The sequence below is a fragment of the Pseudomonas fluorescens genome (assembly GCF_012974785.1).
Lineage (GTDB): Bacteria > Pseudomonadota > Gammaproteobacteria > Pseudomonadales > Pseudomonadaceae > Aquipseudomonas > Aquipseudomonas fluorescens_BT.
Map to the genome: position 1 here is coordinate 3,170,009 of NZ_CP027561.1, position 13,961 is coordinate 3,183,969.

At 61.6% G+C, this 13,961-nt stretch carries 12 protein-coding genes; 10 read left to right on the forward strand and 2 right to left on the reverse strand.

Annotated features, from left to right (window positions below):
• The first annotated feature begins 1 nt into the window (after window position 1).
• From C6Y56_RS14135 to C6Y56_RS14165, 7 genes are all read left to right on the forward strand, one after another.
• Window positions 2-1,843, forward strand: coding sequence for an ABC transporter ATP-binding protein (locus C6Y56_RS14135; protein WP_169430413.1), 1,842 nt, complete (start codon window positions 2-4; stop codon window positions 1,841-1,843).
• Complete coding sequence (locus C6Y56_RS14140) at window positions 1,840-2,148, forward strand: (2Fe-2S)-binding protein (RefSeq protein WP_085730909.1); 309 nt, start codon at window positions 1,840-1,842, stop codon at window positions 2,146-2,148. Before C6Y56_RS14135 ends, C6Y56_RS14140 begins: the two co-directional genes overlap by 4 nt.
• On the forward strand, window positions 2,130-3,506 hold the full coding sequence (locus tag C6Y56_RS14145; RefSeq protein WP_169430414.1) for an NAD(P)/FAD-dependent oxidoreductase: 1,377 nt from the start codon (window positions 2,130-2,132) through the stop codon (window positions 3,504-3,506). Before C6Y56_RS14140 ends, C6Y56_RS14145 begins: the two co-directional genes overlap by 19 nt.
• Window positions 3,503-4,657: an NAD(P)/FAD-dependent oxidoreductase gene (locus C6Y56_RS14150; RefSeq protein ID WP_169430415.1), complete on the forward strand. Its 1,155-nt coding sequence runs from the start codon at window positions 3,503-3,505 to the stop codon at window positions 4,655-4,657. Before C6Y56_RS14145 ends, C6Y56_RS14150 begins: the two co-directional genes overlap by 4 nt.
• Window positions 4,654-5,811, forward strand: a complete 1,158-nt coding sequence (gene argE, locus C6Y56_RS14155; protein WP_169430416.1) for an acetylornithine deacetylase — start codon at window positions 4,654-4,656, stop codon at window positions 5,809-5,811. The genes C6Y56_RS14150 and argE overlap by 4 nt, the downstream gene beginning before the upstream one ends.
• Before the next feature lie 123 nt (window positions 5,812-5,934).
• Window positions 5,935-7,392, forward strand: coding sequence for an NAD-dependent succinate-semialdehyde dehydrogenase (locus C6Y56_RS14160; protein ID WP_169430417.1), 1,458 nt, complete (start codon window positions 5,935-5,937; stop codon window positions 7,390-7,392).
• A gap of 27 nt (window positions 7,393-7,419) precedes the next feature.
• Entirely contained in the window at window positions 7,420-8,499 is a 1,080-nt protein-coding gene (locus tag C6Y56_RS14165; RefSeq protein WP_169430418.1) for a tartrate dehydrogenase, read from the forward strand.
• 54 nt (window positions 8,500-8,553) lie between these two features.
• Here C6Y56_RS14165 and C6Y56_RS14170 read toward each other — a convergent pair whose 3' ends face one another.
• Window positions 8,554-9,480, reverse strand: coding sequence for a 2-hydroxyacid dehydrogenase (locus C6Y56_RS14170; protein ID WP_169430419.1), 927 nt, complete (start codon window positions 9,478-9,480; stop codon window positions 8,554-8,556).
• 286 nt (window positions 9,481-9,766) lie between these two features.
• On the opposite strand from C6Y56_RS14170, the gene gabT reads away from it, so the two are divergent.
• From gabT to C6Y56_RS14185, 3 genes are all read left to right on the forward strand, one after another.
• Entirely contained in the window at window positions 9,767-11,059 is a 1,293-nt protein-coding gene (gabT, locus tag C6Y56_RS14175; RefSeq protein ID WP_169430420.1) for a 4-aminobutyrate--2-oxoglutarate transaminase, read from the forward strand.
• A 96-nt stretch (window positions 11,060-11,155) separates the two neighbouring features.
• Window positions 11,156-11,812 (forward strand): 2-haloalkanoic acid dehalogenase, encoded by a 657-nt coding sequence (locus tag C6Y56_RS14180; RefSeq protein WP_169430421.1) that lies wholly within the window; start codon window positions 11,156-11,158, stop codon window positions 11,810-11,812.
• Between the two features lie 45 nt (window positions 11,813-11,857).
• Window positions 11,858-12,346, forward strand: a complete 489-nt coding sequence (locus C6Y56_RS14185; RefSeq protein ID WP_027616181.1) for an Lrp/AsnC family transcriptional regulator — start codon at window positions 11,858-11,860, stop codon at window positions 12,344-12,346.
• Window positions 12,347-12,404: 58 nt separating this feature from the next.
• Here the strand turns inward: C6Y56_RS14185 and C6Y56_RS14190 are convergent, their stop codons facing one another.
• A complete protein-coding gene (locus tag C6Y56_RS14190; protein ID WP_169430422.1) occupies window positions 12,405-13,868 on the reverse strand; it encodes an aldehyde dehydrogenase family protein in 1,464 nt (487 codons plus the stop codon).
• Between the last annotated feature and the right edge of the window lie 93 nt (window positions 13,869-13,961).

Here is a 13,961-nt window from a genome sequence, read left to right on the forward strand (position 1 = left end):
AATGACCCAATTGATTCGAGTTGAAGACCTGCGCGTGGTCGCTTGCGGCGAGCACGGTGAAACCGAAATCGTCAAAGGCGTGAGCTTTGCCCTGGAACAAGGTGAAGTGCTGGCGTTGATCGGCGAATCGGGCTCGGGCAAGACCACCATTGCCCTCGCGCTGTTGGGTTATGCCCGACGGGGCTGTCGGTTGTCCGGCGGCGTGGTACAGGTCGGCGAGCACAACATGCTTGCGCTGAGCGAGCAGCAATTGCAGGGCCTGCGCGGCAATCGGGTGTCGTATATCGCGCAGAGCGCTGCGGCGGCGTTCAACCCGGCGAAGAAACTGATCGACCAAGTGGTGGAGGGCGCCTTGATTCACGGCCTCGGCACCCGCGCCGCCCTTGAGGCCAAGGCCATTGAACTGTTTCGCGATCTGGCCCTGCCGGACCCGGATCATATCGGCCAGCGTTACCCGCACCAGGTGTCCGGCGGGCAACTGCAGCGAGTGATGGCGGCAATGGCGCTGATCAGTGATCCGTTGCTGGTCATCCTCGACGAACCGACCACGGCGCTCGATGTGACGACCCAGATCGATGTGTTGCGGGCGTTCAAACGCGTGGTGCGTGACCGTGGCGCAACAGCGGTGTATGTGTCCCATGACTTGGCTGTAGTGGCGCAAATGGCCGATCAGATCGTCGTGCTCAATGGCGGTCAGATATTCGAACAAAGCGCCACGGCGGCGCTGCTCAAAGGCCCGAGCCATGAATACACCCGCAGTTTGCTGGCGGCCGCGCGGCCCGACACGACGATCCGCCCACCGGGTGGTATTGCAGAAGAAACCCCGCTGCTGACCATTCGCGGCCTGACCGCCGGTTACGGCAACAAGAACACCCAGGGCATGCCGGCTATTCGTGTCCTGGAAGACATTGATCTGACCGTGCGCCGGGGCCAGGCGATTGGCGTGATCGGCGAGTCAGGTTCGGGCAAGTCAACGCTGGCCCGCGTGGTGGCCGGCTTGCTCACGCCGGCATTGGGCGAGCTGACCTTTGACGGGCAACCGCTGGGCGGTTGTCTGTCCGAACGCAGTGACGAGCAATTCCGGCGGATCCAGATGGTGTTCCAGAACGCCGACACGGCGCTCAATCCGATGCACAGCATCAGCACGATTCTGAGTCGGCCGCTGAAGATGTATTTCAACCTCAAAGGCGCGGCGTTGCGCGAACGTATCGACGAGTTGCTGGACCTGGTGCGCCTGCCGCGAGCCCTGGCCGAGCGTCGTCCAAGCGAGTTGTCCGGCGGGCAGAAGCAGCGGGTGAACCTGGCGCGGGCATTGGCGGCCAAACCCGATCTGATCCTCTGCGATGAAGTCACCTCGGCGCTGGACACCGTGGTCGGTGCAGCGATTCTTGAATTGCTCCGCGATTTGCGTGAGCAACTCGGCGTGTCCTACCTGTTCATCAGTCATGACATCTCCACCGTACGCGCCCTGTGCGATGACGTGGTGGTGATGTACAGCGGCCACAAGGTTCAGGCCGGCAGCCGCCAGTCGTTTGCGCAGGCACCGTTCCATCCCTACACCGATCTGTTGATTCACTCGGTGCCGGAGCTGCGCCAGGGCTGGCTGGAAACCTGCGGGACCACCTGCGGCGAACTGCCGCCCATCGGGCCAAAAGCCAACGTCGCCGAGCTGTGCACCTTCCTCAATCGCTGCCCGGTGCGCGTCGATGGCCTGTGTAACCGTACGGCACCCAACCGCCGAATCATCGACGGTGGCAGTGAAATTCTCTGCCACCACGACAGCGTCGAACTGCTGAAAACCCAGCGGGACGTGACCACCTTCAATCAGGGAGCCTATGCATGAGCGCTCGTTTTGTGAGACTGGCCGAGCAGGGTCGGGCGACCGTCAGCTTGACCGTGGATGGCGTGCCCATCAGGGCGTTGCAGGGCGACACATTGATGGTCGCATTGCTCACTCAGGGCAATGCGTTGCGCCAGTCGGAATTCGATTCCGGTCGACGTGCCGGGTTCTGCCTGATGGGCGCCTGCCAGGATTGCTGGGTGTGGACGCGCAGCGGCGAGCGTCTGCGTGCGTGCTCCAGTGAAGTCCGTGAAGGACTGGATCTCGTCACCACACAACCGGAGGCGACATGGCCACTGCACGGGTAGTTATCGTCGGCGCCGGCCCTGCGGGGATTCGCTGCGCCGAGACGCTGGTGAAGGCCGGCTTCAAACCGGTCCTGATCGATGAAAATCGCCGCGACGGCGGCCAGATCTATCGACGCCAACCCGAAGGTTTCACCCGCGACTACTGCGCGCTGTACGGCACTGAAGCGGCCAAGGCGCGTGACCTGCACGAGAGTTTCGAGCGCTTGCGCCCACACATCGATTACCGCCCCGACACGTTGGTGTGGAATCTGGTGCCCAGGCAATTGTGCTGCGTCAGTCAGGGGCACCATACGACGGTGGACTACGACGCGCTGATCCTCTGCACCGGCGCCACGGACCGTTTGATGCCCATTGAGGGCTGGCAGCTGGCGGGCACCTACAGCCTCGGCGGGGCGCAGATCGCGCTCAAGTCGCAGGCGGTTTCCATCGGCCATCGCGTGGTGTTCATGGGCAGCGGTCCGCTGCTGTATCTGGTGGCCAGCCAGTATGTGAAGGCCGGCGCCAACGTCGCTGCGGTGCTTGATACATCGCCACTGAGCAAACGCATCGTCGCGCTGCCGAAGATGCTCGCGCGGCCCGGCGTGTTGCTCACCGGGATGAAACTGTTGGCGCAGTTGTATCAGGCGAAGATACCAGTGCATCTGGGGATCAAGCCGGAGCTGATATCGGGAGATGCCACCGGCGGCGTCAGTGGTGTGCGCGTGCGCTCAGCCAAAGGCGAAACCCTGGACATCGACTGCGATGCCGTGGCCCTGGGGTATCACTTGCGTCCGGAAACCCAGCTGGCCGATCTGGCCGGATGTCGCATGCGTTTTGATGAAGCGTCCGGCCAATGGTGGCTGGCGCTTGATGAAGAAGGCCGCACTTCGGTCAGCGGTGTGTATGCCGCCGGCGACGGCGCCAGGATTCGCGGTGCCGATGCGGCTGAACATGCCGGGCGTCTGGTGGCGATGGCGCTGCTCGAGGATCAGCAAAAACCGGTGGATACCGTATTACGCGCAGAGCAACGGCGCGCATTGGCGGTGATGGATCAGTTCCGCCTCGGTCTGGCGCAGGCATTTCCCTGGCCCGCCGAACAGGCCGGGGCCTTGCCGGATTCGGCGATTGTCTGTCGCTGCGAGATGATCAGCGCGGGCGAACTGCGCCGTACGGTCAGTGAAAAGGGCGCGTGCGAAGTCAATCGGGCCAAGGCCTTCAGCCGGGTCGGCATGGGCCGTTGCCAGGGCCGCTACTGCTCGCAGGCCGGCGCCGAAGTGATCGCCGCCGCAGCCGGCGTCAGTGTGCAACAGGTCGGCCGCCAGCGCGGTCAGGCCCCCGTCAAACCGCTGCCGATGGTGATCATCGAGGAACCGTCATGAACCCGCACAAAAGTGATGTATTGATTATCGGCGGCGGCATCATGGGCGCGGCGTCAGCGTTTTTTCTGCGCCAGCGCGGGCACTCCGTGACCCTGCTCGAGCGCGACCAGATTGGCCAATACGCCAGCGGCGTCAACTTCGGCAACGTGCGGCGTCAGGGCCGTTATCTGGGGCAACTGGAATTGGCCAACCGTTCGTTTGCGCTATGGAAGCGCTTGCCGGAGCTGATTGACGACGATCTGGAGTTCATCGCCAGCGGCCACATGCGCGTGTGTTACCGCGAAGACGAAATTGCCGAGCTCGAAGCGTATGCCGCGGCGCCGGAAGCGGCGCAACTGGATCTGCAGATCTATCGCGGCGCTGAACTGCATCGGCGCTTTCCGTTTCTGGGGCCGGACGTGAAGGGGGGCTCCTACGCACCGCACGACGGTCACGCCAACCCGCGTCTGGCAGCACCGGCATTCGCCCGGGCGGCGCGGCGGATCGGTGCGCGTATCGAAGAACAGACCGAAGTGGCCGAAGTGCAGAAAACCGCAGGCGAGTTCTGCGTTACCACCACCGATGGCCGGCAATATCGCGCCGCACAACTGCTGATCACCGCCGGCGCCTGGGGAGAGAAACTGTCCGCGCAGTTCGGCGAACCGGTACCGCTGGACACCCACGGCCCGCAGATGGCGGTGACGGAACCGGTGCCGTACGCCTTGCCGACGGTGATTGGCGTGTTCACCAAAATCCCTGAGGAAGTCATTTATTTCCGGCAGATTCCACGCGGCAACATCATCATTGGCGGCGGCTATCGCAGCAAACCGGACATGGTCAATCGCCGTGCCTATGTCGAGCCACGCAGCATCCTCAACCAGATCCGGCAAATGCGCCGACTGCTGCCGGGTGTCGGCAATCTGAACATCATTCGGGTCTGGAGCGGCATCGAAAGCTATCTGCCGGACTCGCTGCCGATCATGGGGCCAAGCGGCACGGTCGAGGGTCTGTATTACGCATTCGGCTTCTGTGGCCATGGCTTCCAGTTGGGGCCGGGCGTCGGAGATGTCATGGCTGAATTGATCAGCACCGGCAGCACCTCCACGCTGATCGAACCCTTTTCCATACGCCGGTTCGCCCCCTTGGCCGAACAACGGAGCAAAGCCTCATGAAACCCCGTGTACTGGAGATTCTCAAACGATTGATTGCGTTCGATACCGTGTCCTCGGAATCGAACATGGCGTTGATCGAGTACGTTCGCGAGCTGCTGCTGAGCAAGGGCATCGAGTCGCTGATCGTCAAGGACGAAAGCGGCAAGAAGGCCAATCTGTTTGCCAGCACCGGCCCGAAAGACCAACCGGGCATTCTGCTGTCCGGCCACACAGACGTGGTGCCAGCTGCGGGGCAGGCGTGGACTGTTCCACCGTTTCAGGTGACGGAGCAGAACGGGCGGGTTTACGGGCGCGGCAGTTGCGACATGAAAGGCTTTATCGCGCTGGCCATCGACGCGATGCTGGATGCTGCTGACCATTCCCTCAGCCGTCCGCTGCAACTGGCGCTGTCACACGACGAGGAAATCGGCTGCGTCGGCGTGCGACGTTTGCTCGATGTGCTGCATCTGGCGCCGGTGCGGCCGTTCCTGTGCCTGATCGGCGAACCGACCAACATGCAGTTTGTGCTGGGGCACAAGGGCAAGGGCTCGTACCGCACCTATTGTCGGGGGCTGGAGGCGCATTCTTCGCTGGCGCCGCGCTCGGTCAACGCGATCCACGTGGCCTGCGATTTCATTGCAGCGTTGCGTGAATCACAGCGTCAACTGCAGGAGCAGGGCGCCCGGGATGCCGATTACGACGTGCCTTACACCACCGTGCACGTTGGCCAGATCGGCGGTGGCCGGGCGCTGAATATCGTGCCGAATCTGTGCACGGTGGATTTTGAAGTGCGCAATTTGCCGGCGGATGATCTGGAACAGATTCTCGCCCAGATGCAGGAGCGTGCCGAGTTGATCGTGCGCGAGGCGAAGAAGCTTTCGAGCGTGGCGGCCATCGAGATTGAAACGGTCAACGTCTATCCTGGCCTGGACACCCACCCGAGCGTCGAAGCGGTACGGTTCCTGAAAAATTTCGCGGCGCCGGATACCACGACGTCCAAGGTTTCGTTCGGCACGGAAGGCGGATTGTTCAAGCAGCGTCTGGATGTGCCGGTGGTTGTCTGCGGGCCAGGTTCGATCGAGCAGGCGCACAAGCCCGACGAGTTTATCGAGAACAGCCAGATGGAGGCGGGGGAGCGCTTTCTGGAGGGCTTGCTCGGTTCGCTGAAACGATAGAAAACAGCAGTTCTGCTGTTCCACCGCCAATTTCAGCAGCCGACACTGTCCGTCAAGCGCTTTCAGCATCCTCATCCGCCGAGTCTCCCTAGACTGGAATCTGTCTCGGATCAGGACTCGACCATGCTCAAGAATCGTTTGAAAGACCCCGGTCTTCTCGCAGAACTCGCTTATGTGAACGGCCAGTGGATCGGCGCCGATGACGGCGCGACCCTAGATGTCATCGACCCGGCCAGCGGCGAATTGATCGGCCGCGTGCCCGCCATGCAAGGCGTGGAAACCCGTCGCGCCATCGACGCCGCCGAACGGGCCTGGCCCGCCTGGCGGGCACGGCCGGCCGCCGAACGTGCGGCGCTGTTGGAGCGTTGGTATCAGGCGATGATCGACAACCTCGACGATCTGGCGCTGATCATGACTTGCGAACAAGGCAAGCCGCTGAATGAAGCCAAAGGTGAAATCCGCTACGGCGCGGGTTTCGTCAAATGGTTTGCCGAAGAGGCGCGGCGGATTTACGGCGAAACCATGCCGGCGCCCAGCGGTGACCGCCGACTGTTGACCCTCAAGCAACCGGTGGGTGTCTGCGCGGCGATCACGCCGTGGAATTTCCCCAACGCAATGATTACCCGCAAGTGTGCTCCGGCCCTGGCGGCGGGGTGCCCGATCATCGTCAAACCGTCGGATCTGACGCCGCTGTCGGCGCTCGCATTGGCGGTGTTGGCTGAGCGCGTCGGCATTCCGGCCGGGGTGTTCAATGTGCTGACCGGCATGCCCGCCGGGATTGGCGAGGAGCTGACCGGCAACCCGACGGTGCGCAAGATTTCCTTCACCGGTTCCACTGCGGTGGGCCGTTTGCTGATGCGCCAGAGTGCCGAACACATCAAGCGATTGAGCCTGGAGCTCGGCGGCAACGCACCGTTCATTGTGTTTGACGACGCTGATCTTGAGCAGGCGATTACCGGGATCATGCTGAGCAAGTTTCGCAACGCCGGGCAGACCTGCGTCTGTGCCAACCGGATTCTGGTGCAGGACGGCATTTACCAGCGTTTTGCCCAGCGTCTGGTCGAGGAGGTCGGCAAACTCAAGGTCGGCAATGGCCTGCAGGACAACGTGACCATCGGCCCGCTGATCAACAAGGCGGCCGTGAGCAAGGTGGCCCGCCACATCGATGATGCCTTGAGTCAGGGCGCGCAGTTGCTCTGCGGCGGCGTTCCCGAGGGTGACAGTCAATTTGTGCAACCGACGGTGCTTGGCGATGCCCACGCCGGCATGCTCCTGGCCAACGAAGAAACCTTCGGCCCGGTCGCGCCGCTGATGCGGTTCACCGACGAAGCCGAAGCCTTGGCGCTGGCCAACGCCACGCCGTTTGGCCTCGGCGCCTATTACTTCACTCAAGATTTGCGTCGCTCATGGCGTTTCGGCGAAGCGCTGGAATTCGGCATGGTCGGCCTCAACACCGGAATCATCTCCATGGAAGTCGCGCCGTTCGGCGGCATCAAACAATCGGGCCTGGGCCGTGAAGGCAGCAAATACGGTCTCGACGAATACCTTGAAGTCAAAGCCTTCCACATCGGCGGCTTGTAACTTCACAACAACGGGGAGCCACAACTGATGAGCAAGGTCTTCAAGATCGCCGCGATTGCCGGCGACGGGATTGGCAAGGAAGTGCTGCCCGAGGGGCTGCGGGTTCTGGAGCAGGCCGCGAAGAAATGGCAACTGGACTTGAGCATTGAAGTGCTCGACTGGGCGCATTGCGATTATTACCTGGAACACGGGCAGATGATGCCCGAGGACTGGTTCGAACAGCTCAAGGGTTTCGACGCGATTTACTTCGGCGCCGTGGGCTGGCCGGAGAAAGTGCCGGACCATATTTCCCTGTGGGGGTCGCTGCTGAAGTTCCGCCGCGACTTCGACCAGTACGTGAATATCCGCCCGGTGCGCTTGTTCCCCGGGGTGCCATGCCCGTTGGCCGGACGCGAACCGGGGGACATCGATTTCGTGGTGATTCGCGAGAACACCGAAGGCGAGTATTCATCGGTCGGCGGCAAGATGTTCGAAGGCACCGAGCATGAGTTCGTGCTGCAGGAATCGGTCTTCACCCGCCGGGGTGTCGACCGGATTCTCAAGTTTGCCTTCGACCTGGCCCAGACCCGGCCACGCAAGCGCCTGACCGCAGCGACCAAGTCCAACGGCATTTCGATCAGCATGCCGTACTGGGACGAGCGCACCGCGCTGATGGCCGCGCAGTACCCGCAGGTGACGTGGGACAAGCAGCACATCGATATCTTGTGCGCGCGCTTCGTTCTGCAACCGGATCGATTCGATGTGGTGGTGGCGTCGAACCTGTTCGGCGACATCCTCTCCGACCTGGGGCCCGCGTGTGCCGGAACCATCGGCATTGCGCCGTCGGCCAACCTGGATCCGCAGCGACGTTTTCCGTCACTGTTCGAGCCAGTGCATGGCTCGGCGCCGGACATCTATGGGCAGAACATCGCCAACCCGATTGCGATGATCTGGTCAGGGGCGCTGATGCTCGATTTCCTGGGCAACGGTGACGAGCGTTATCGCGCAGCACACGACGGGATCTTGCAGGCGATCGAGCGGGTGATCGCCGAGGGACCGATCACCCCGGATCTGGGCGGGAAGGGCTCGACCCAGGATGTCGGCAAAGCCATCGCCGAGTTCCTCTGAAGCTTCGTCATCCTCTGCATGAGTGAGCCTGCTCGCTCGTGCAGAGGGTGTGAATCAGTACCCTTTGTTGCGGTCGATCTGACCGCTCATGGGCTGGCCGCGTTCGAAGCTGCGGATGTTCTCCAGCAGGACAGCAAATGCGCTTTCCGGCTGGGTCATCGCCGCGATATGCGGCGTCAGCAGAATCTGCGGATGGCCCCAGAAGGGATGATCCGCCGGTGCCGGTTCGTTCTGCACCACATCCAGCACCGCGCCGCTGAGTTGCCCGCTGTCCAGCGCTTCGAGCAAGTCCTCTTCCACCAGATGCCCACCGCGCCCCATGTTGATCAGTGCCGCGCCATGCGGCAATTGGCGAAACAACTCGCGGTCGAGAATGCCACGGGTCTGCTCGGTCAGCGGCAATACGCACATCACAATGTCGCACTGGCTCAGAAACGCCGGCAACTGCTCGCGACCGGCAAAGCACTCGACGCCGGCAATCCGATGCGCACTGCGCGCCCACCCCTTGAGGGCAAAGCCCAGGGGCTGCAAGGTGGCGAGAATCTGCTGCGCCTGAGTTCCGAGGCCCATCACCCCCACCCGACGCTGATGCGCCGGCTGCAGCAGGTGCGCCTGCCAACAGCGCGCCATCTGCTGCTGGCGATAGCGCAACATATCCCGGTGCAAGCTGAGCACGGCAAAACTGGCGTACTCGCACATGCCTTGGGTGATCCCGGGATCGAGCAGGCGCACCACCGGAAGACTCGCCGGGATACGGCTCAGGTCCAACTGATCGACTCCGGCCGACAACGCAAACAACACCTGCAGATTCGGCAACACCGTCTGCAGATCCTCCGGCGCCTGCCACGCCGCCAGGTACTTGATGTCTGCGGGATCACCGATGTCCGGCCAGGCGCGCCATTCGATGTCCGGGGCATGTTCGGCGAACAGTGCTTTCCACTGTTCGCCGCGCACGGGGTCAGCTTTGTAGAGCAGGGCCATGGTCAATTCCTGAGAGGGTTGAAAGTGCTCCCATCATCGCCCAACGCCAGAGCAGGATCTGTCGAAAGCAGCGCTGCGAACACTGTGCGTCATGTCATATATGCACGCGGCCGGCAGATTCGGCGGCCTGAAGGAATCTGCCGTTTGGCAGGGTGAAAACAGTCGATCCGGATTTCTCAGGGGCCAAGTTCGGCGTAGTTCGTTCCGCACAAGTCTTAATCTTAAGACCCTGTGTAACCACCTCCTGCATTCACTCCGGGCTGCCGGACTCACGAAGGGAAATGCCATGAACAGCCAAGTCGACCAAACACCTCATTTACTCCGTCAGCGTGATCAGTTCGTGCCACGCGGACTGGTCACCGCTCATCCGCTGGTGATTGATCGCGCCCAAGGGGCTGAATTGTGGGACGTAGACGGCCAGCGTTATCTGGACTTCGTCGGCGGCATCGGCGTGCTGAACATCGGCCATAACCATCCCAAAGTGGTTGCAGCGGTGCAGGCCCAATTGCAAAAAGTCTCGCACGCCTGCTTTCAGGTGGTGGCCTACAAGCCGTATCTGGATCTCGCCCAGCGCTTGTGCGAAATGATAGGCGGCGAGGAGCACTACAAAGCGGCGTTCTTCACCTCCGGCGCCGAAGCCGTGGAGAACGCGGTGAAAATCGCCCGTGCTCACACCAACCGCTCTGCTGTGATCTCCTTCCGCGGCGGTTTCCATGGACGCACCTTGCTCGGCACCACGCTGACCGGCATGAGCCAGCCCTACAAACAGAACTTCGGGCCCTTCGCGCCGGAGGTGTTTCACACCCCATATCCAAATGCCTATCGCGGCGTCACCAGTGAGATGGCGCTCAAGGCGCTGGACGAGTTGCTTGCCACTCAGGTTGCGCCGGAGCGGGTTGCGGCGATCATCATTGAACCCGTGCAGGGCGACGGTGGCTTCCTTGCCGCGCCGGCACAATTCCTCCAGGCATTGCGCGAGTTGACCCACAAGCACGGCATCGTGCTGATCCTCGATGAAATCCAGACCGGATTCGGCCGCACCGGCAAGTGGTTCGGTTTCCAGCACGCCGGCATCCAGCCTGACCTGGTCACCGTCGCCAAGAGTCTGGCCGGGGGGCTGCCGTTATCGGGCGTGGTCGGCAAAGCCGACATCATGGATTCGCCACTGCCCGGGGGCCTCGGCGGCACCTACGGCGGCAATGCACTGTCCTGCGCAGCGGCCCTGGCGGTGATCGACGCTTATGAAGAAGAAAAACTGCTCGAACGCGGCGATGCATTGGGCAAGCGTCTGCGTGAAGGTTTGCTGCAGTTGCAGCGCCGTCACCCGCAGATCGGTGACGTACGCGGCACCGGGTTCATGTTGGCCATCGAGCTGATCAAGAACGATGAAGCGCGCTCACCGGACGCGGATCTGAACCAGCGTGTGATCGATGAAGCGCGCAAAGGTGGCTTGCTGGTGATCAAGTGCGGCGTCTATCGCAACGTCCTGCGCTTCCTCGCGCCACTGGTGACGACCGAAGCGCAGATCGATGAAGCCTTGCAGATTCTGCAGGCTGCGTTGGCACGGGTATTGAACTGATGTCCGCCGGGTTCAGCGGCGCGGTCGCTGGCCAGCGTCGCTGAACCTTTTTGGCGCATGGATTGATGAAACGCATCATCGGAGGCTGTGTACACCATGGGGCTGACTGATTATCGAGCACTGCTCATCGATTGCGACGAAGTCCTGGTTGACCGTGATTCGGGGGTCTGGGCAGCGCTGCAGCCGTTGCTCGACAGCCGGGGCGGGCGCCCGGACAAGGAACAGGTGCTGGGCGAATTTCGCGAGGTGGTGCAGGCGCTCTATCCCCGCTTTGCCGAACTGGGCTTCAGCGGATTGCTGTGTTTTGCCCATCGCCAACTGGCCGAGCGCTGGAGCTTGAAAGCCAGTTGGGAGGAGGGCATGAGTTTCGCGCGTTCTGCTGCCAACTGGTCATTGTTCGAAGACGCGCCCGGAGCGATGCTGTACCTACGCAAGTTTTATCGCCTGTTGGTCGTGGGCGACCGGGATGCCGAGGATCGCGCCGTGTTGTGCGAGCACCTGGGGATTGTGGCTGATGACTTTATTTCGCTGGCCAGCGATCCGCTGCGGGACGAGGACTGGTTGAATGCCAACGAGCTGAAGCCAGTACACATTCTGCGGGTCACCCGACCCGCCGCCCGCGGTCAGGCGCTGACCGATGTGTGTCTGATCGGTCGCGAACGGGTGAAACAACCGACCCCATGCGCTGCGGATTATTGCATCAACAGCATGGCTGACCTGGTCGCACAGCATCAGATGTGTTTACGGCGCTGATTTTGCTAGTAGATTGTCCTACAAATGGCAGTCAAGAGGTTCGCAATGGAAGGTTTAGTCAAACTGGACCGCATCGACATCAGTATCCTGGTTGAGTTGCAGAAGGACGGGCGCATGACCAATGTGAGTCTGGCCGATGCCGTGGGATTGTCGGCCAGCCCCTGCCTGCAACGGGTCAAACGGCTGGAATCGGCCGGTTACATTTCCAGCTACAAGGCACACTTGAACCTGGCGAAGATCACCGAATCGGTAACGGTCTTCACCGAAATCACCCTGAGTGACCACAAGCGCGAAGACTTCGCCAAATTCGAGTCGAATATCCGGCTGGTGGATGAAGTGCTCGAATGCCATTTGATCAGTGGCGGCTACGATTATCTGGTGCGCTTCATGACGCGCAGTATTCAGCACTACCAAGAAGTGATTGAAAGCCTGCTGGATAAAAACATCGGCATTTCCAAGTACTTCAGCTACATCGTCATCAAATCCCCGGTACTCAAGGACGGCGTGCCGTTGCGCAAGTTGTTGCGGCACTGAAGTTCCATACATCCATCAGGCGCAAACAGGGGGACAGCTGACTGTCCCCCATTATTTGCTAGCCACCAAAGCCAACGATGGCTTTGGTTTCCAGATACTCCTCAAAGCCGTAGACACCAAATTCACGACCATTGCCGGATCGTTTGTAGCCACCGAACGGTGCCATGGGATTCCAGGCAGGGTGGTTGAGCAGCACTTGTCCAGCGCGGATGCGTGAGGCAACGGCACGTGCATGATCAAGGTTGCGGGATTGAACGTGGGCGCTCAGTCCGTACACCGTATCGTTGGCGATCGCGACAGCCTCATCGAGCGTTTCATAGGCGATGATGCACAGCACTGGCCCGAAGATTTCCTCCTGGGCAATGCGCATGCTCGAGTCGACCTCGGAAAATACGGTCGGTCGGGCGTAGAAGCCGGTTTCATGACCAGGCACGCGTCCTGGACCGCCGCACACGAGTTTGGCCCCTTCACTCAGGCCCGATTCGATCATGGCCTGCACACGCTTGAACTGGGCCTCATTGGCTATCGGACCGAGTACCGTTTCTTCCGATTGTGGATCCCCCACGATGATCGCGTTGGCGGTTGCGGCGGCCAGTGCCTCGACTTCCGCCAGCCGTTCCCTTGGTACGATCATTCTGGTCGGGGCGCTGCAGGATTGCCCGACGTTGCGAAACGCCGTCATCACGCCCAATGGCACGACGCTGGCGAAGTCGGCATCGGGCAGCAGCACGTTGGGTGATTTGCCGCCCAGTTCCTGGGTGACGCGTTTCACCGTAGGGGCGGCCGCCTGTGCGACCAAGGCACCTGCACGGTTTGAACCGGTGATCGAAATCATATCGATATCCGGGTGCGCAGCCATGGCGCCGCCGACCTCGGCGCCCGTGCCATTTACCAGATTGAAGACACCCGGAGGCAGGCCGGCGTCATGCACCAATTGGGCGAAAAGAAGGGCGCTCAGCGGTGACAGTTCACTGGGTTTGAGCACCACTGTGCAACCGGCTGCAATCGCCGGGGCCACTTTGGCGGTGATTTGATAAAGCGGCCAATTCCAGGGGGTGATGAGACCGCAGACGCCGATGGGTTCGCGCTCGATCGCGGTGCCGCCTTCAACCGTCTGGAAGCGATAGGTGGACAACAGGTCACGGGCAATCCGAACGTGTTCGGCCGCCAAGGGCACTTGCATCGCTCGGGCGAAACCGATGGCAGCGCCCATTTCCAGAGAAAGGGTCTGCGCAAGCGACTCTTTTCGCTCAAGGATCAGGTCGTAAATTTTGCCAAGAAAATCCGCGCGTACTTCGGCGGAGGTCGCAGACCAGCGAGGAAACGCTGCACGCGCCGCAGCGACGGCCCGATCAACGTCTTCGGCCGATCCGCTGGCGACCTCTGCAACTACGCTTTCAGTCGCCGGACTGACCACGGGCAAACTGGCAGGCGTTGCCGGCGAGCACCAGCCACCATTGATATAAAACTGTTGAGACGTAGGCGAATCCACGGGGTGGGTATTCGAAGATTGTGTTGTCATCCAACTAGCTCCTTAGAGGACTGATGGGGGCTGTTAACAGCAGGGAAGGAGGGAGGTCAGAGCAACGCCGGGGTACCGGTAAAGGCGGTGCCC